This window comes from Nonomuraea sp. NPDC048892 (genome assembly GCF_040649735.1).
Taxonomy (GTDB): domain Bacteria; phylum Actinomycetota; class Actinomycetes; order Streptosporangiales; family Streptosporangiaceae; genus Nonomuraea; species Nonomuraea maheshkhaliensis.
This window is the reverse complement of record NZ_JBEZFZ010000006.1, coordinates 20,046-36,003: the sequence shown is the minus strand read 5'-3', so window position 1 is coordinate 36,003 and position 15,958 is coordinate 20,046. Positions and strand designations below refer to the sequence as shown.

Sequence of the window (15,958 nt, the reverse complement as noted above, 5' to 3'; positions counted from 1 at the left end):
CATGAGTGAGATGGCCATGAGCTTCGCGGCCCTGGCCGGGTTCGTGGTGGGCGCCCTGGCGGTCCTTTTCTACCGCAATCAGATCGAGGCCCCCAGCCGCACCGCCGCCGCCGACAGCGCCGAGACAGGCGCCGCACTGCCACAGGGCGTCGCGTCCGTGCTGGCCGTGCTGCCCTCGTCCGCCGTGGTCCTCGACGCCCACGACCGCGTGCTGCGCGCCAGCTCGGCGGCGCGGGCGTTCGGGCTGGTCAAGGGCGACCGGCTGATGGCCGCGGAGCTGCTCGCCCTGGCGAGACAGGTACGCCGCGACGGCGAGATCCGCGAGAGCGAGATCGACGTCGCCGGCCACAAGTTCGGCCAGGAGACCACGAACTTCGCCGTCCGCGTCGCCCCCCTCGGCTCCTACGGCCAGGTTCTGGTGCTGGCGGAGGACCAGACCGAGCGGCGCAGGGTCGAGGCCGTACGCCGCGACTTCGTCGCCAACGTCAGCCACGAGCTGAAGACCCCGGTGGGCGCCATGAGCCTGCTGGCCGAGACCATCCAGGACGCCGCCGACGACCCCGAGGCGGTCAGCCGCTTCGCCGGGCGCATGCAGCTGGAGGCGGCCCGGCTCAACTACCTGATCCAGGACCTGATCACGCTCAGCCGGATCCAGGGCGCCGAGCCGATCCCCACCCCCGGCCAGGTCGTGATCGACGAGGCCGTGTCCGATGCCATAGACCACTGCAACACCAGGGCCTCCGCCAAGGACATCACGCTCGTCACCGGCGGCACCGAGGGCCTGCGCATCTGGGGCGACGTCGAACTGCTCGTCACCGCCCTGCGCAACCTGATCGACAACGCCGTCGCCTACAGTCCCGAGCACACGAGGGTCGTCGTCAGCGTGCGGCCCGCGGGCGATTCGGTCGAGATCAGCGTCAGCGACCAGGGGATCGGCATCCCCGAGGAGGCGCTGGAACGCATCTTCGAGCGCTTCTTCCGCGTCGACGCGGCCCGGTCGCGCGCCACCGGCGGCACCGGGCTCGGCCTGGCCATCGTCAAACACGTCGCCGCCGCGCACGCGGGCGAGGTGTCCGTCTGGAGCAAGGAAGGGTCCGGCTCCACCTTCACGCTCCGCCTGCCCGCCTTCGGCGGCACGGCGGTGGCAGTACCACCCTCGATTCCCCTGGAGGCAGCCCCATGACCCGTGTTCTCGTCGTCGAGGACGAGGAGTCCTTTTCCGACGCCCTGTCCTACATGCTGCGCAAGGAGGGCTTCGAGGTGTCGGTCGCGGCGACCGGGCCCGAAGCGCTCGACACGTTCGACCGCAACGGCGCCGACCTGGTGCTGCTCGACCTGATGCTGCCAGGGCTGCCCGGCACGGAGGTGTGCCGCTCGCTGCGGCAGCGCTCCAAGGTGCCGGTCATCATGCTGACGGCCAAGGACAGCGAGATCGACAAGGTCGTGGGCCTCGAACTGGGCGCCGACGACTACGTCACCAAGCCGTTCTCCTCGCGCGAGCTGGTCGCCCGCATCCGCGCGGTCCTGCGCCGCCAGGGCGACCTCGTCGAGGAGCTGGAGACGGCCGTGCTGGCCGTCGGCCCGGTGCGGATGGACGTCGACCGCCACGTCGTCGCCGTGCGCGGCCAGCAGGTGCAGCTGCCGCTGAAGGAGTTCGAGCTGCTGGAGGTGCTGCTGCGCAACGCCGGGCGGGTGCTCACCAGGGGTCAGCTCATCGACCGCGTCTGGGGCGCCGACTACGTGGGCGACACCAAGACGCTCGACGTCCACGTCAAGCGGCTGCGCGCCAAGATCGAGGCGGATCCGTCCAACCCGCGGTGCATCCTGACCGTGCGCGGTCTGGGCTACAAGTTCGACGCCACCGAGGAGTGAAGGACCCCGGCACGGCCGTGTCCGGGGCCCTCTCACCCGCTGTCAGTGGGCCTCCTCCGCGGGGGCGGAGGCCGTCGGGGTGGGCGTGGGCGCCGGGGTGGCGCCGGGAGCCGGGGGATACTGCGCGAACTCACGGCTGCGCGTGACCACAGGCACGTTCATGGACACGACACCGGCCTGGGCGAACTGGAGGTCCAGCTTGATGCTCTCGCCGCCCCTGAGGCTCTTGGGGATCGCCTCCAGCATGAGCTGAGGGGTGGGCTTGCCGGTGTTGACGAGCTGGTTGACCGGGAGCTGGATCGGGGCGGTGACCTTGACGGTGCCCATGTTCCCGGCCGAGACGGACTGCAGCGTGTCGGGGGCGCCGGCCGTGTTGAGGATGTTCAGGTAGATCGGGGCCGAGCCGCGCCAGGGGAGCTGCGCTCCTGAGTCGGGGCCGAGGATGAACGCCTGCGGGATGTGAATGCCGCTCTTGCTGCCGTACTGGCCGTTATCGAGCAACACTTGCGCCTCGTTCGGCGCGTACGGCTTGTTGGTGGTGGCGTCGAATCCTGCCCCGCAGCCCGCCAGCACGGGGGCGGCCAAGAACGCGGCGGCTACGACAATCCAGCGACGGCTGGTCACGGGCGGGTTCTCCTTGGTCTTGCGCAGGTGTCGCGCGTGCGTGATGTGCAGCGCCCACCATATCCACCCCAATGCAAGGTCATATCCGCACCCCCGCAGGTCATTCGCTATGTCCGGAAATGCGATTCATACTGTTGAGCGCTTGTCAAGCCCCAATATGCGGCGTTGACCTGCAGTTATGAGGATTTCACTGTTCCGGGAGGCTGTGGATGCGTGGTACCCTGGAGTACAGCGGAAGGGGTACTTGTCACATGACTTTCCAGGTCGGCGACACTGTCGTCTACCCCCACCATGGGGCTGCTCGGATCGAAGCAATCACGAAGCGATCCATCAAGGGTGAGGAAAAGACCTACCTGGTGCTCAAGGTCGACAAGGGCGACCTTACCGTCCAGGTGCCAGCTGAAAACGCGGAACTCGTCGGTGTGCGCGATGTTGTCGGCCAGGAAGGCCTTGAGCGGGTTTTCGACGTCCTTCGCATGCCGCACACGGAAGAGCCGACCAACTGGTCTCGTCGTTACAAGGCCAATCTGGAGAAGCTCGCCTCTGGCGATGTGAACAAGGTCGCCGAGGTGGTTCGGGACCTGTGGCGCCGGGATCGTGAGCGTGGCCTGTCGGCGGGTGAGAAGCGCATGCTCGCCAAGGCTCGCCAGATTCTCGTCAGCGAGCTGGCTCTTGCCGAGAAGACCAATGAGGACAAGGCTGAGGCCCTGCTCGACGAGGTTCTCAACTCCTGAACACACATCTTCCACGGGTGGGCGTCGGAGTCGACGTCCACCCGTTCGCATCGGATGACTCAGGACGCGAGCTCAACCTCGCCGGGCTGTCCTGGCCTGACCAGATCGGCCTAGACGGCCACTCCGACGGCGACGCCGCCGCCCACGCGGCGTGCGACGCGCTGCTGTCGGCGGCCGGCCTGGGCGACCTCGGGCGGCTGTTCGGCACGGCCGACCCACGCTGGGCCGGCGCCACGGGCGCGGCCCTGCTGGAGGAGACCGCGCGCCAGGTGCGCGCCGCCGGTTACGAGATCGGCAACGTGGCGATCCAGGTGATCGGCAACCGGCCCAAGCTGGCGCCACGCCGCGAGGAGGCCGAGAAGGCGCTCAGCGCGGCCCTGGGGGCGCCGGTGAGCGTCTCCGCCACCACCACCGACGGCTTGGGTCTGACCGGCCGCGGTGAGGGCATCGCGGCCATCGCGACGGCCCTCGTGGTCAACCTTTCCTGAGTGCCGGGCGTCTTTACGTAGGGATACGTGAGGGTGTCCCGGCGGGTCGCCGGCCGATCCGCTGAATGCGGAGGCGGCGGTTCGTCACTGGCGCGGTACGGGCCGCCGCCTTCCCATCTATGCGTAGTTTGTCTGATCAGAGGGTATGTGTCCCAAGACATGTGAACGTCTCGGGGGGAGCTACACATGATCGGCGCGATCGTATCCGCGGTAGTCATCGGCGCCATCGTCGGTGCGCTGGCCCGGCTGCTGGTGCCCGGCCGGCAGAACATGTCCATCGGCCTGACCCTGATCGTCGGCATCGTGGCGGCCCTGATCGGTACCCTGATCGCCCAGGCGTTCGGATGGGCCGACACGCGAGGGATCGACTGGATCGAACACATCCTGCAGCTCGTTCTGGCCGTCGCCGGCGTGCTCCTCGTGACCAAGATGGGCATGGGACGCGGCGGCCGAGGCGGCCGAACAACGACCTGACCTGCCCATTCGTAAATTCGGCGCATAAATGCCGTAGATCGGGTAGCCCACTTCCCGTGAGAGTGAACCGCTCACCCTCACGGGGAGGTTTCATGTCATGACCATCGAATCCATCCTTGGCGCCATCGTGATCGGCGCCGTGATCGGCGCAATCGGTCGTCTGCTGCTGCCCGGCAAGCAGGCCATCGGGTGGATCCTCACCATCGTCGTCGGCATCGTGGCCGCGCTGCTGGGGACGCTGCTCGCGCAGGTACTCGGTGTGGAGACGACCCCCGGCATCGACTGGATCGAGCTGGTGATGCAGGTGGTGCTCGCCATCGTCGGTGTGGGCCTGGTCGCGGGCCTCAGACGCGGTCGCAACGTCTGACGCGCCCGTCTGAGGCGACGCGACGGCTTACGCGGCGTGCGACGCGACGGAGCGTCTGACGTGGCGCAGGGCTCAGGCCGCGGCGTCCGACGCGATGGAGCGTCGGACGCGCCGGCGAGGCGGGATACATGGACCCGCCCGGGAGGCGATCCCGGGCGGGTCCCCTCATGCTGTTGACTGCCCGTCCCGCGTGTTCAGTCCTCGGGCGGGCGCGGGGTGCTGCGCAGACGTTCGGCCGGGGCCGGGGTGTCGTCGTGGATCACCGGATGGGGCGCGGTGTCCTCCATCTCGCCCGCGTTCTCCGTCCTGCGGGCGACCTGCCTCCGCTCCTCCATGTCGGCCAGCTCTGGGCCGTGCTTCGGGTCGGGCGTGTCGTCCGCGACGATGGGGTGCGGCTGGGTGTCGGCGTCCTTGTCGTCCGCGCTGGGACGGGGGTGGACGAGGACGTCGGCAGGCTTGACCCGATCCCCCCAGCGCACGGGCCGCGTCACCGGCTCGGGCTCCGGTTCGGGCTCAGGGGCGGGCTCCGCTTCGGGCGCGGCCTGGGGCTCGTCAGCGGCTTCGTACGCCTGAGCCGGCCGCGGCTCGTCGGCGGCCTCATCCGCGGGGGCTGCATCCGCTGGTACAGCGTCTGGTACATCGTCTGCCGGGGTCTCGTCCGCTGGGGCCGGCCGAGGTGCGGGAGGGGCCTCATGAACGGGGCTGTCGGGCGCGGGCTCAGGGGCGGGACGTGGCGCGGGCACGGCGGGAGCATCGGTGGCGGGCTGAGGCGACTCCTCCTCCTGCACGGGCCACTCGCTCACCCGCGCCGACACCGGCGGCGTCTCGGGAGCGGCGGTGGGGCCGACCACCGGAGTGGACTCCAGAACGGGCGCGGTCGACGCAGTGGCGAGCGAGGGCGGGGTCTCGGCCTGGGGATGAGGCCGATGGAAGGGCACGAGGTCCTGCTCCGCCGTACGTTCCGGATCCTGCTCGGCGGCCTGCCCGCGACGGCCCTGCATGTGCTTGATCAGCAATAACCACAGCCACAGCGCCAGGGCCAGCATCACCCACGGCGCCAGCGCCACGCCGACGGCCGCCTCCCGCACGCCGAACTCGAACCGCACCGCCGAGGCCACGTTCACCGCCGAGGCCGCCACGATGAGCAGCACCAGCACGAACGCCGCCTGCACGCGTACCAGCGTCTTGGCCGGGCGCAGCAGCAGCACGCCGATGAGCGCCACCAGGAGCAGCGCGTCGAAGGCGGCCGGATAGAGGAAGGCGAGGTCCTGCCGGGCCTCACCGGTGAGGGCCAGCGCGCGCAGGTCGTCGAAGGACAGCGCGCAGGCGGCCCCGGCGAGGGCGGCGACCGCGAGACCGGCCAGAGCGAGGCCGAGTCGGCGGAGCACAGAGGGGGGAGTCACGTCCATGGCGGTTCGAGCCTACAGAAGATTGACTTCTTCCCCGCTCATGGCGGCGGGCGATTCCTCGGCCAGTCACGGGATTCCGGCCTTCCGGCGCGCCCGGCGAGGCGTACCGCGTTCATCGGGAGGTCCATCGGGACCCATCCGCGCGAGAGAGAGTCGGCCGCGCCCGAAGAGGACTCCCGCACCGCCCTGCCGCAGCGGCGAACCCCTGCGCCGCCCCACCGAATGACGAGACCCGGGCGGCCCTGAGTATCTTCGATGAGATTCCACGACGGACGGACCGACCAACCACCCACCCGCCCAACCAATCAACAACCAAATGCATCACTCATGGGAGGCATTACATGGCCGCACTGTCAGCCGATGTCCGCAAACTCCTGGACGCGCCGAATTACGCGACCGTGACGACTCTCAACCCCGACGGCGGCCCGCAGTCGTCGGTCGTGTGGGTGCGTACGGACGGCGACGACGTGCTGTTCTCGACCGTGAAGGGCCGCCAGAAGCCGCGTAACTTCGAGCGCGACCCGCGGGTGAGCCTGCTGGTGATCGATCCGGACAACCCGCTCCGCTACGTGGAGGTGCGCGGCCGGGTGACGGTGACGCCCGACCCCGAGGGGGCGCTCATCGAGGAGCTGTCGCAGAAGTACCGAGGTAGCTCATGGGAGGACAAGCCGGGCACGGAGCGGCTCATCGTACGGATCTCGCCGGACAGGGTCTACTTGCGAGGCTGATTTATCGGCGTGATGACAGCTCTGAGGCGTTAGCCTTGCGTTCGTGAGCCTGCACATCTACGACACCAGTACACGCGCCATCCGTGAATTCGTTCCGGTCGAAGCCGGCCGGGCGTCGATTTACCTGTGTGGGGCGACCGTGCAGGCTCCTCCGCATATCGGACATATCCGGTCAGGCGTCAACTTCGACGTGCTCAGGCGCTGGATGGCGCGTTCCGGCTACGAGGTGACGTTCTGCCGCAACGTCACCGACATCGACGACAAGATCATCAGGGTGGCGGCCGAGGAGGGCGTGCCCTGGTTCGTCGTGGCCGAGCGCAACCAGCGGGCCTTCACGTGGGCGTACGACACGCTGGGCTGCCTGCCGCCGACCGTCGAGCCGCGCGCCACCGGCCACGTGCCCGAGATGATCACGCTCATGGAGCGGCTGATCGAGCACGGCCACGCCTACGCCTCGGGCGGCGACGTCTACTTCGACGTACGCTCCTACGCCGACCGCTACGGCTCGCTGTCGAACCAGAAGCTGGAGAACATGCGGGCCGCGGCCGACACCGACGACGAGTCGTGCAAGCGCGACCCGCGCGACTTCGCCCTGTGGAAGGGCGAGAAGCCGGGCGAGCCGACCTGGCCGACCCCGTGGGGCCCCGGGCGTCCCGGCTGGCACCTCGAATGCTCGGCGATGGCCACGAAATACCTCGGCCCGGCGTTCGACATCCACGGCGGCGGGATCGACCTGATCTTCCCGCACCACGAGAACGAGATCGCCCAGTCCCAGGCGGCCGGCGACGGCTTCGCCCACTACTGGATGCACAACGGCATGCTGAAGATCGGCGCCGAGAAGATGAGCAAGTCGCTCGGCAACTCGCTGCTGATCCCCGACATGGTGCAGAAGGTGCGCCCGGTCGAGCTGCGCTACTACCTGGCGGCGCCCCACTACCGTTCCTCGATCGACTACTCGGAGGAGGCGCTGCAGGAGGCCGCGGCCGCATACCAGCGGATCGAGGGCTTCGTGACGCGCGCCGCCGAGGTCATCCACGACGTCGACGCCGACGCGCCGCTGCCGCAGGCGTTCGCCGACGCGCTCGACGACGACCTGGGCACGCCCCAGGCGCTCGCCGTCGTGCACGAGGTGGTGCGCGAGGGCAACGTGGCGCTGGCGCGAGGCGACAAGGAGGCCGTGGCGCGACTGCTGGCCGAGACCCAGAACATGCTCGACGTCCTCGGCCTCGACCCGCGCTCGCCGCAGTGGCGCGCCGCCGGCACCGACCTGACGCCGGTGGTCGACGCGCTGGTGGCGGTGGCGCTGGAGCAGCGCAAGGCGGCCAGGGAGCGCAAAGACTACGCCGCCGCCGACGCGATCAGAGACCAGCTGTCGGCCGCGGGCATCACCGTCGAGGACACCCCCCACGGCGCCCGCTGGGAGCTCAGCCGCTAGATCATCTGGGCCGAGGTGGGCGGCGGCCCGAGTACCCTTGTTCCATGGCAGCTGGGGGTAGATCGTCGGGCAGGCCCGCGAAGAAGAAGGGCCCGGCCAAGGGCACCGGTGGGCAGAAGCGCCGGTCGCTTGAGGGCCGCGGCGCGACTCCGCCTGCCGAGATGCGTCACTGGTACAAAGACAAGGCCCGCGGCGAGCGCATCGCCCGCGAAGACCGGGGCGGCGACGCGCGCCGCCCCGCACCCGCCAGGCAGCAGCGCCGCTCGGACGACGCCCCCGAATACATCGGCGGCCGCAACCCGGTGCTGGAGGCGCTGCAGGCGGGGGTGCCGTGCAACGCCCTCTACGTCGCGCAGCGCATCGACAACGACGATCGCGTACGCGGCTCCATCAAGATCGCGGCCGAACGCGGCATCGCCCTGCTCGAAATCACTCGCGACAAGCTCGACCGCCTGACCGAGGGCGCCGTCCACCAGGGCGTGGCCCTGCAGATCCCGGCCTACGACTACGCGCACCCGTCGGAGCTGGTGGAGCTCGCCCACGACGCCGGCGAGGTGCCCCTGATCGTCGCCCTCGACTCGGTCACCGACCCCCGCAACCTGGGCGCCATCGCCCGCTCCGCCACCGCCTTCGGCGCCCACGGCCTGCTCATCCCGTCCCGCCGCTCGGCCGGGGTCACGGGCGGCGCCTGGAAGACCTCCGCAGGCACCCTGGCCAACCTCCGCGTCGCCCGCGCCGCCAACTTGACCGCGGCCCTGCGCGAATACCGCGAAGCCGGCCTCTTCGTCATCGGCCTCGACGGCGCCGGCCAGACCGACATCGGCGACGCCGACCTCCTGACCGAGCCCCTGGTGGTCGTCGTAGGCTCGGAAGGCAAGGGCTTGTCCCGCCTGGTCCGCGAACACTGCGACGTGGTGACCCGCATCCCGATCCATGCCGCCACGGAGTCACTGAACGCGGGGGTGGCGGCGGGGGTGGCGCTGTACGAAGTCGCTCGTCACAGGCGTCTCTAGCGTCTACACTGGTAGGCCGTGCCGACGTAGCTCAATCGGCAGAGCATCTGTCTTGTAAACAGAAGGTCAGGGGTTCGATTCCCCTCGTCGGCTCTGCACCAGAAGGCCCCTGAACCGCGCTCAGGGGCCTTTCGGCTTTCGGCGGGGAAACGCATGGTCATCGCAGGGGAGCGCTACGCGCAAGGGGGCTCAGGCCGTGACATCGGGGGCACGGCCCCCCGAGCCCCCAGCCCCAAAGCGTGGTCCTCCCATGGGGCGCTTCGCGCATTGGGCTCGGGCTGTGACATCGGGGGCGCGGCCCCCAAACCCCCAGCTAAAGCCCGCTGGCGCCCCTTCGTACCCTTGGACCGGAGAGTTGGGGAGCAGGCTGTCTACGAGCACCGCGTTCGGCCCATCCGGCGGGCTGCCTGGTGATGTGCGCGACGGCCAACGTGACGGTCCAGGACACGCCGACGTCGCCGCCTACCTCCGGGCCGCTTCAATCCGCGAGACGGGAATCCGGACGTTCGTGCAGCGGCTCGAAGCCGCACGGAAGAACGGGGAGCTTCCACGCGGCTTCGACCCGCACGCGTTGGCCGCCTAGTTCGCGGCTGTGCTGCGCGGCATGTCCGAGTGGGCCAGGGACGGGGCCGATGTCACCGAGCTCAGATCGGTCGCGGAGCCGGCTCTCGCCGTCTGGACCGGGCCGAAGTCATGCAGGGCGGCGGCGTAGAAGCCCCTTCCACTACTGCCTACTTGATCGTGATCCAGCCGGAGCTGTTCAGGCAGCCGCCGCTGTTACAGGTGCGCAACATGTACTTGTAGACGGTGCCGGTGGAAGCAGTCCAGTTATAGCCGGTCTTCGAGCCGCCGCAACCGTTGTCGTTCTTCTGCACCCAGTTACCGATCCAGATCTTGGGGCCGTACTTGTCGCACTTGGTGTCCCTCGTCCTGAACCAGATGTAGTCCTGGTTGTAGCGCTGCCATCCACTGCCCTTGACGGTGCATCCCCTCTTGACATACCCCTCGGCGGAGGCGCCGGTGATGCTCTTGGAGAAGGTCTGCGTGGACTTGCAGCCCGTGACGGTGGTGGCTGCGGCAGGCGCCGCATTGAGGGCGATGGTCGTGGCGGCCGCGACCACGCCGGCGGCAATCGCGGCGATGCGCTTGGAAGTCAACTTCATGAGCCTCGAAGCTAGCGTCGTCCGGTATAGCGCCGGTATGCCGGCCTTCCCGGGGCGGGCGAGGTACTCGAGTTCGCCGGTGGACTACTCACGCCCTCCAGCATGGCCCGCAGGCGAACGCGGTCCAGGTTGCACTTGGTCCTAGTTCGAACCCTTCCTCTTCCGCCAGGCGTCGACCACGTGGGCGCGGGTGAAGCCCTTGCGGTTGGCTCCCTTACCGCTCTGCGTGTGCCCCCAGGTGTCGTCCGTCTTGACCCTGTACTCCTTCAGCCGCGCCGTCAAAGTGGCTGTCTTGGCGTCGTCCTCCAAGTCCGCCCACTGGCCGTAGGTGTTCGGCCGCAGCTCGACTGCCATGGTGGCCGAAACCGAACACGAAAACGTCCGCGAAGACACCCTCGAAGGCCTCGATGCGGTCGCCCGCAATGGCAGGCAGGCACGGCGGCCGCCCACCCGTCATCACCGACGACATGCTGTACACCGCGCTCCGCCGCCGCTCCGTCGGCGAGTCCCTGGAGTCGATTCAGCCCGATCTGATCATCCCCACCGGCAAGCGCAAGGGCCACAACCCCAGCCTGGCCAGCATCTACCGCGCCCTCGCCGAACACGACAAACGCCAGGCATACCCCGAGGTCGTCGAGGCCGCCCGCGCCGAGTTCGGTGCCCTGGACACGTCCGGATGATCAGCCCCGTTCGTGGCGCCCGGCGGCCGGCCTGCCCGGTTCGACCACGACAAATGACATCCCGAAATCACGTCATCTTGCGATCCACGTCAAACGGGATGGCCTCGATGCGCTCGATGTGTTCCTCGCCCCACTCTCCGAGCGGCGCCATCGCGGTGTTGAGTGAATGGCCGAACTCGGTGAGCGAGTACTCCACTTTCGGCGGAACCTGATGATAGACCTCACGATGCAGCAGCCCGGTGGTCTCCATCTCCCGCAACTGCAAGATCAGCACCCGCTCGCTGATGCCGGGGACCGCGCGCCGCAACTCCCCGAAACGCAGGGGACCATCCTGGAGCGCGAACAGGATCAGTCCCTTCCATTTGCCTCCCATGACGGCGATGGCTGCGTCGAGACCGCAGGTGAACGTCCGCTTCTTCGTCTCCTTCACCGACCCATACTCACACTTATGTCAGTACCCGGCAAAAAAGTAGGTACTTGAGAGAATGTAGGTGCTCCAGCCAGCATGAATCAGGCCCGCGCCAAGACCACGACGGTCTCCAAGGCAGCGCGCTCGCCTCCATACCTCTGTGGCTGGAGTATGCATATGACTGCAAAGAACATGACACCGGTGACCGTCATCGGACTGGGCTCGATGGGCACGGCACTGGCCGGGGCCTTCATCAAGGCCGGACACCCGACCACTGTCTGGAACAGGACCCCCGCCAAAGCCGCGCCTCTCATCGCCAAGGGAGCCAGGCATGCGGAGGCCATCGAGGACGCGGTGGCGATAAGTCCCCTGGTCATCACCTGTCTGACCACCTTTGATGACACCCGGCTGGCACTGCAGCCGGTCGGCGCGCCGCTGCGTGGGCGGGCCCTGGTCACCCTCAACAGCGGTTCCCCGGCCGGCGCCCGCGAGACGGCGGTCTGGGCCATCGAGCACGGCGCCCGGTTCCTGGCCGGAGCGGTCAAGAACGTGCCCTCGGCCGTGGGAGCGCCGGACACTCTGCTGTACTACAGCGGCGACAAGACGGTCTTTGAGGAGTTCGAGACGGTCCTGAAGGTGCTGGGCGGCGACACCGTCCACCTCGGCGACGAAAGCGACCTCGCCGCCCTGTACGAGATGGCGGTGGGTGCCATGCTGCTGCCGGCGCTCGTCGGCTTCTTCCAGGGTGCCGCCGCCATCCAGGCGCGTGGATTGGAGGTGAACACGATGGTGCGCTTCGCCGGCAAGTGGCTGGACATGATCAAGTCCCTGATGCCGATCTACGCCAAGGAGATCGACAGCGGCGACTATACCGACGCCGCCTCCTCCGTGAACCTTTTCTCGGCGGGGACGGCCCACGACGAGGACCTGGCCAAGGAGACGAACGTCGACACGGCCTGGCTCGCCCCGCTTCATGACCTGGTGAGGCGGGCAGCTGAGGCAGGCTACGGCGATCAGAGCATCTCGGCCCTAACCGAGGTGCTCAGAAAGCCGGCGCGACAGCCATAAGCCGGACGAGTCCAACCCGTCGCAGATGACGGCGGTTGCGTCGTAGCGCGGGGGCGGCCGTAGTTGGGAGAGATGAGGAATGGGGACGAAGCCCTGGGCTGGGACGGCGATAAGAGCGACGAAGATTCGGGCCTGCGAGCTCCCTTCGGTCGCCCGCACGCGACGGAGTAAATCGCGAACCGTGACCAGTCCACCGGTCGCCGGGTGCCTCGTTCGGGTGCGCGTATCCTGGCGGAGACCGCTCCCGGGAATGAGATCAGAGCAGGGTAGCCGATTTCATGGATCTTGCGAGTCTGGCGACCAAGCGTCTGATCGAAGTGGTGGTCGCCCAGTTCGTGCATGGAACCAACGTCCCTGAAGTCATCGAGGTGTGGCTTCGCTTGGAGTCGGTGATCATTGGCGTCGAAGTCGCCGCCGATTGGTCGTTTCAGATCGAGCCAGGCGAGCCAAGGCAGAGCTACGTGATGGAAGAGCTGGGCAGCCGCGTCGATGTGGTCTCCGCCCCGGATGACGTTCCCTTCGTACGGCACATCGGTGAACGACTCATCCGTGTTGTCGAGCGGTGCGGCGGCGGAGTGGACGGCACCGAGCGGGTGGGAGCTGAGTTCGTGTTCGATTCGGGGACTGCGGCCGCAGAGAGTTGGGGCGGCGACCTTCTCTGAGCGGCCGGCAGCGCATAGATGGGCCTTCTGCCCTGCCTTTACGAACAGAAGGTCAGGGGTTCGATTCCCCGGGCTGACAAGACCCCGGATGGCTACCTCGCGGGCTCCACCTGCGCGCCTTGGTGATCTGGATCAACGAGACCTCACGACAATCACTCCTTGATCACGACTCGATCCGCGCCCTAGGGAGTGCTGCGGATGATTCGGGCCGCGGTGACGGCGCCGTCCTGTAGACCTCGATCGGCGAGCATCTCGCCGTACTCGCCGTTCTTGATCAGTGTGTTGAGCGCTTTCACGATCGCGTCGCGTAGCGCGGGTTTGGCGCTGTCGACGGCCATGACGAGGGGGTCGTCCTCGGTCAGATCGGCTTTCGAGAGATGGAGCTCGCCCTTGGAGTCTCGCGCGCGGTCGACGGCCCAGGGAAGGCTGGTGACATATGCGTCCAACCTGCCGTTTCTCATGGCCGGCTTGATGGGATTCGGGCCGCACTTTTCGTAACTCGTCTTCTCCACCAGGTCCTCATAGCTGCCCATCGAGAGGCTCATGCCGCAGAGGTCGGCTTTGGAGCGGATGCGCCGAGCAGTCTTCCACGTGGCGTAGACCGCGAATCCGATGTCGAAGTAGTGGATGAGGGCGAGTTTCTCGTCTTGCCCGGCGGAAAATGTGCTCGTGCTCGGCAGGGCCACATCGAACTGCTCGGTCTCCAGCACCCCGTCGATCATCTGGCTTGGCGTCGAGACGCTTTCGATCTCCACCTTCAGGCCGAGCCGGTCACCGATGGCGAGGGCCAGGTCCGGGTCGAGGCCGCGTGGGTTGGCGCCGTTGGAACCGTCGTCAGAGGAATAGATTCCCGGCTGGTCCACGGCGGTGCCATCGTATACAGCGACTTTGAGGGTGCCGGGTTCCAAGAGGCCGAGCTTGTTCTGAGCGGCGGGTTTGTGATCGCCGGTCGATGCTTGCTGCGCATTGTTCACGACGTAGATCGTGGTCGCGACCAGCGCCGTGGTCAGGGCTGCGGCTCCGGCGGCGAGCCAGGCGCGCTTGCGGCGGGGCGAGGGGGGAGGTGCGGACGGGGGGTGAGCTTCCGGTTTCGTGATGGCGGGTGGCGTGGGCCGGTCCGGTTCAGGTAGTAAGCGAGTCCGGGCCGTGCTGCCGTCTGTGATGGCGGCCAGCATCGCGTCGAGCCGCTCGGCCGTGGGCCGCGCCGCCGGATCGGCTACGAGGAGTTCCCGCAGTACGGGGGCCAGAGCGCCGGCCCGGACCGGCGGTGGCACCACGCCGTCGATGACCGCCGCCATGGTGGCCAGTGCGGTCGGCCGGCGCATCGGGCTGTGGCCCTCTACGCAGACGTACAGCATGATGCCCAGGGACCACAGATCCGAGGCGGGGGCGTCGTCGCTGCCTCGGATGCGTTCTGGGGCGAGATACTCGGGCGTGCCGATGAGCTCGCCGGTCGCGGTCAGCGGCACGGACCGGGCCGCGGTGTCGGCGGAGCCGGTTCGCTGGAGGGCGGCGATGCCGAAGTCGGTGAGAACCGCGCTGCCGTCAGGGCGCAACAGCACGTTGGCGGGCTTCACGTCACGATGGCAGATGCCGGCGGCGTGTGCGGTACGCAGCGCGGAAAGGACCTGGCGGCCGATGCGGGCGGCCTCCTGGGGCTCCAGCCGCGTCCTTTCCTCCAGCCGGTCCGCCAGGCTGCCGCCGGGCACCAGTTCCATCACCAGCCAGGGGTAGGAACCCGTACCCTCCTCGACGATGTGATGAATGGTCACCACGTGCGGGTCGCTGATGCGCGCCAGCGCGCGGGCCTCCCGCAGCACCCGCTCCCGCAGCACCCGGGAAGCCTCCGGGTCCTGGACGGACTCAGGAGCCAGGGGGCTGACCTGCTTGACCGCGACCTCGCGATGCAGCGCCAGGTCACGCGCCCGCCACACGGTGCCCATCCCGCCGCTGCCCAGCCGCTCCACCAGCTCGAAGCGTCCGTCAAGGACTTGCCCGCCAACGCCATCGATCACTCTCGCAGGCTAACGCTTCTCGATGTTGCCGGCGGCGACTGAGAATTTCTCGTGCACCCGGCAGAGCAGGAGGGGACGCCGTGACGTATCGGTGGATCTTGTAGTTCGGAAGCTCGTCGTCGCCTGCCGGTGGAAGTCTGGTCTGGGTGGCTGGCAGGAGGCTCGGTATATGCGGATGATCTTCCCATCTTTCATTTTGGTGGCCTGACATCGCGGTCGGTACCGTGCCCGGGTGCTCACTATCCGGATGAACGAGGCGGCGGCATCCGCGCTTCGACCGCTGGCAAGCGTCGATCTGCCGCCCGCCGTTCCCAGCCTGAGCCAGGGTCTCCGTGACAAGTTCGCCCGGGGGCTCACCTACAACGAGGGCGCCTGGATATTCACCGAGCACGTCGGCCAATGGGTGGGCGCGCCTGCTTCCGCTTCGGCGGCGATCGCTACCGGTGGCCATTCCTTGCTCACTCGGGATCTGCCCAGGCACGCCAACTCCGGGGAAGTGCGGCTGTAGTGTTAGCCGACTGGGGCGGCTCAGCGATGATGGAGGCCGTTACGTAGAAGTCGTCCGGGGCGATCTGGGTCACTGCATCCAGGTGAACGCGCTGCTCGCCGACAGTGATCACGTGAGCTTCGAAGTATGAGTATCTGAGATCCCGCAACCAGATCCGTTCGAGCTCCGTTGCGAGTTCCGCCATCGAACACCCCGGCACCGTTCGGCACGTTGCGACGCTTGCCCATGACCCGCCGCTTCGTTGCGGCGAATTCCGCAACATCCATTGAGGAAGCGTCCCATCTCCGCGTCACCTGCCGCTGCGGATCG

The 15,958-nt window shown here is 68.1% G+C and carries 19 protein-coding genes and 1 tRNA gene; 14 read left to right on the top strand and 6 right to left on the bottom strand.

Annotated features, from left to right (window positions below):
• Positions 1–10: 10 nt before the first annotated feature.
• Together AB0C28_RS21105 and AB0C28_RS21100 are read left to right on the top strand one after the other, a co-directional pair.
• Entirely contained in the window at positions 11–1,183 is a 1,173-nt protein-coding gene (locus AB0C28_RS21105) for an ATP-binding protein (RefSeq protein ID WP_357846633.1), read from the top strand.
• Entirely contained in the window at positions 1,180–1,872 is a 693-nt protein-coding gene (locus AB0C28_RS21100; RefSeq protein ID WP_357845546.1) for a response regulator transcription factor, read from the top strand. Before AB0C28_RS21105 ends, AB0C28_RS21100 begins: the two co-directional genes overlap by 4 nt.
• A 42-nt stretch (positions 1,873–1,914) precedes the next feature.
• On the opposite strand, the gene AB0C28_RS21095 is transcribed toward AB0C28_RS21100, so the two are convergent.
• Positions 1,915–2,568: a copper chaperone PCu(A)C gene (locus tag AB0C28_RS21095; RefSeq protein ID WP_357845543.1), complete on the bottom strand. Its 654-nt coding sequence runs from the start codon at positions 2,566–2,568 to the stop codon at positions 1,915–1,917.
• A gap of 179 nt (positions 2,569–2,747) precedes the next feature.
• Between AB0C28_RS21095 and AB0C28_RS21090 the strand changes: the two genes are divergently transcribed.
• The 4 genes from AB0C28_RS21090 (at position 2,748) to AB0C28_RS21075 (ending at position 4,559) form a co-directional block, all read left to right on the top strand.
• The gene (locus AB0C28_RS21090) at positions 2,748–3,230 is read left to right on the top strand and encodes a CarD family transcriptional regulator (RefSeq protein WP_043624891.1); all 483 of its coding nucleotides are present in this window, start codon (positions 2,748–2,750) and stop codon (positions 3,228–3,230) included.
• A 17-nt stretch (positions 3,231–3,247) separates the two neighbouring features.
• Positions 3,248–3,718, top strand: coding sequence for a 2-C-methyl-D-erythritol 2,4-cyclodiphosphate synthase (gene ispF / locus AB0C28_RS21085; RefSeq protein ID WP_346103199.1), 471 nt, complete (start codon positions 3,248–3,250; stop codon positions 3,716–3,718).
• A 186-nt stretch (positions 3,719–3,904) separates the two neighbouring features.
• Entirely contained in the window at positions 3,905–4,192 is a 288-nt protein-coding gene (locus tag AB0C28_RS21080; protein WP_357845540.1) for a GlsB/YeaQ/YmgE family stress response membrane protein, read from the top strand.
• Between the two features lie 97 nt (positions 4,193–4,289).
• Positions 4,290–4,559, top strand: coding sequence for a GlsB/YeaQ/YmgE family stress response membrane protein (locus tag AB0C28_RS21075; protein WP_357845537.1), 270 nt, complete (start codon positions 4,290–4,292; stop codon positions 4,557–4,559).
• A 194-nt stretch (positions 4,560–4,753) separates the two neighbouring features.
• Here the strand turns inward: AB0C28_RS21075 and AB0C28_RS21070 are convergent, their stop codons facing one another.
• On the bottom strand, positions 4,754–5,968 hold the full coding sequence (locus AB0C28_RS21070) for a DUF2637 domain-containing protein (protein ID WP_358076549.1): 1,215 nt from the start codon (positions 5,966–5,968) through the stop codon (positions 4,754–4,756).
• Positions 5,969–6,309: 341 nt separating this feature from the next.
• Here AB0C28_RS21070 and AB0C28_RS21065 point away from each other — a divergent pair, with 341 nt between their 5' ends.
• The 4 genes from AB0C28_RS21065 to AB0C28_RS21050 all read left to right on the top strand — a co-directional run bounded on the left by AB0C28_RS21065 (position 6,310) and on the right by AB0C28_RS21050 (position 9,237).
• Entirely contained in the window at positions 6,310–6,696 is a 387-nt protein-coding gene (locus AB0C28_RS21065; RefSeq protein WP_357845530.1) for a PPOX class F420-dependent oxidoreductase, read from the top strand.
• Between the two features lie 43 nt (positions 6,697–6,739).
• The gene (gene cysS / locus AB0C28_RS21060) at positions 6,740–8,131 is read left to right on the top strand and encodes a cysteine--tRNA ligase (protein WP_358076546.1); all 1,392 of its coding nucleotides are present in this window, start codon (positions 6,740–6,742) and stop codon (positions 8,129–8,131) included.
• Positions 8,132–8,175: 44 nt separating this feature from the next.
• Positions 8,176–9,144 (top strand): 23S rRNA (guanosine(2251)-2'-O)-methyltransferase RlmB, encoded by a 969-nt coding sequence (gene rlmB / locus AB0C28_RS21055; RefSeq protein ID WP_357845524.1) that lies wholly within the window; start codon positions 8,176–8,178, stop codon positions 9,142–9,144.
• Positions 9,145–9,164: 20 nt separating this feature from the next.
• A tRNA-Thr gene (locus AB0C28_RS21050) sits at positions 9,165–9,237 on the top strand.
• Between the two features lie 638 nt (positions 9,238–9,875).
• On the opposite strand, the gene AB0C28_RS21045 is transcribed toward AB0C28_RS21050, so the two are convergent.
• Positions 9,876–10,307: a hypothetical protein gene (locus AB0C28_RS21045; protein ID WP_357845520.1), complete on the bottom strand. Its 432-nt coding sequence runs from the start codon at positions 10,305–10,307 to the stop codon at positions 9,876–9,878.
• Positions 10,308–10,448: 141 nt separating this feature from the next.
• Positions 10,449–10,661, bottom strand: a complete 213-nt coding sequence (locus AB0C28_RS21040) for a hypothetical protein (protein WP_357845517.1) — start codon at positions 10,659–10,661, stop codon at positions 10,449–10,451.
• Positions 10,662–10,729: 68 nt separating this feature from the next.
• Here AB0C28_RS21040 and AB0C28_RS21035 point away from each other — a divergent pair, with 68 nt between their 5' ends.
• Positions 10,730–10,987: a hypothetical protein gene (locus AB0C28_RS21035; protein ID WP_357845515.1), complete on the top strand. Its 258-nt coding sequence runs from the start codon at positions 10,730–10,732 to the stop codon at positions 10,985–10,987.
• Between the two features lie 67 nt (positions 10,988–11,054).
• Here AB0C28_RS21035 and AB0C28_RS21030 read toward each other — a convergent pair whose 3' ends face one another.
• On the bottom strand, positions 11,055–11,417 hold the full coding sequence (locus AB0C28_RS21030; protein ID WP_357845512.1) for a helix-turn-helix domain-containing protein: 363 nt from the start codon (positions 11,415–11,417) through the stop codon (positions 11,055–11,057).
• A gap of 75 nt (positions 11,418–11,492) precedes the next feature.
• On the opposite strand from AB0C28_RS21030, the gene AB0C28_RS21025 reads away from it, so the two are divergent.
• Both AB0C28_RS21025 and AB0C28_RS21020 read left to right on the top strand, forming a co-directional pair.
• On the top strand, positions 11,493–12,464 hold the full coding sequence (locus AB0C28_RS21025) for an NAD(P)-binding domain-containing protein (protein ID WP_358076543.1): 972 nt from the start codon (positions 11,493–11,495) through the stop codon (positions 12,462–12,464).
• 278 nt (positions 12,465–12,742) lie between these two features.
• Positions 12,743–13,126 carry a hypothetical protein gene (locus tag AB0C28_RS21020; protein WP_358076540.1) on the top strand — a complete coding sequence of 128 codons (384 nt, stop codon included), beginning with the start codon at positions 12,743–12,745 and terminating at the stop codon, positions 13,124–13,126.
• 182 nt (positions 13,127–13,308) lie between these two features.
• On the opposite strand, the gene AB0C28_RS21015 is transcribed toward AB0C28_RS21020, so the two are convergent.
• Positions 13,309–15,141 carry a serine/threonine-protein kinase gene (locus tag AB0C28_RS21015; protein ID WP_358076537.1) on the bottom strand — a complete coding sequence of 611 codons (1,833 nt, stop codon included), beginning with the start codon at positions 15,139–15,141 and terminating at the stop codon, positions 13,309–13,311.
• A 232-nt stretch (positions 15,142–15,373) separates the two neighbouring features.
• On the opposite strand from AB0C28_RS21015, the gene AB0C28_RS21010 reads away from it, so the two are divergent.
• Complete coding sequence (locus tag AB0C28_RS21010) at positions 15,374–15,649, top strand: hypothetical protein (protein ID WP_358076535.1); 276 nt, start codon at positions 15,374–15,376, stop codon at positions 15,647–15,649.
• The last annotated feature ends 309 nt before the right edge of the window (positions 15,650–15,958 follow it).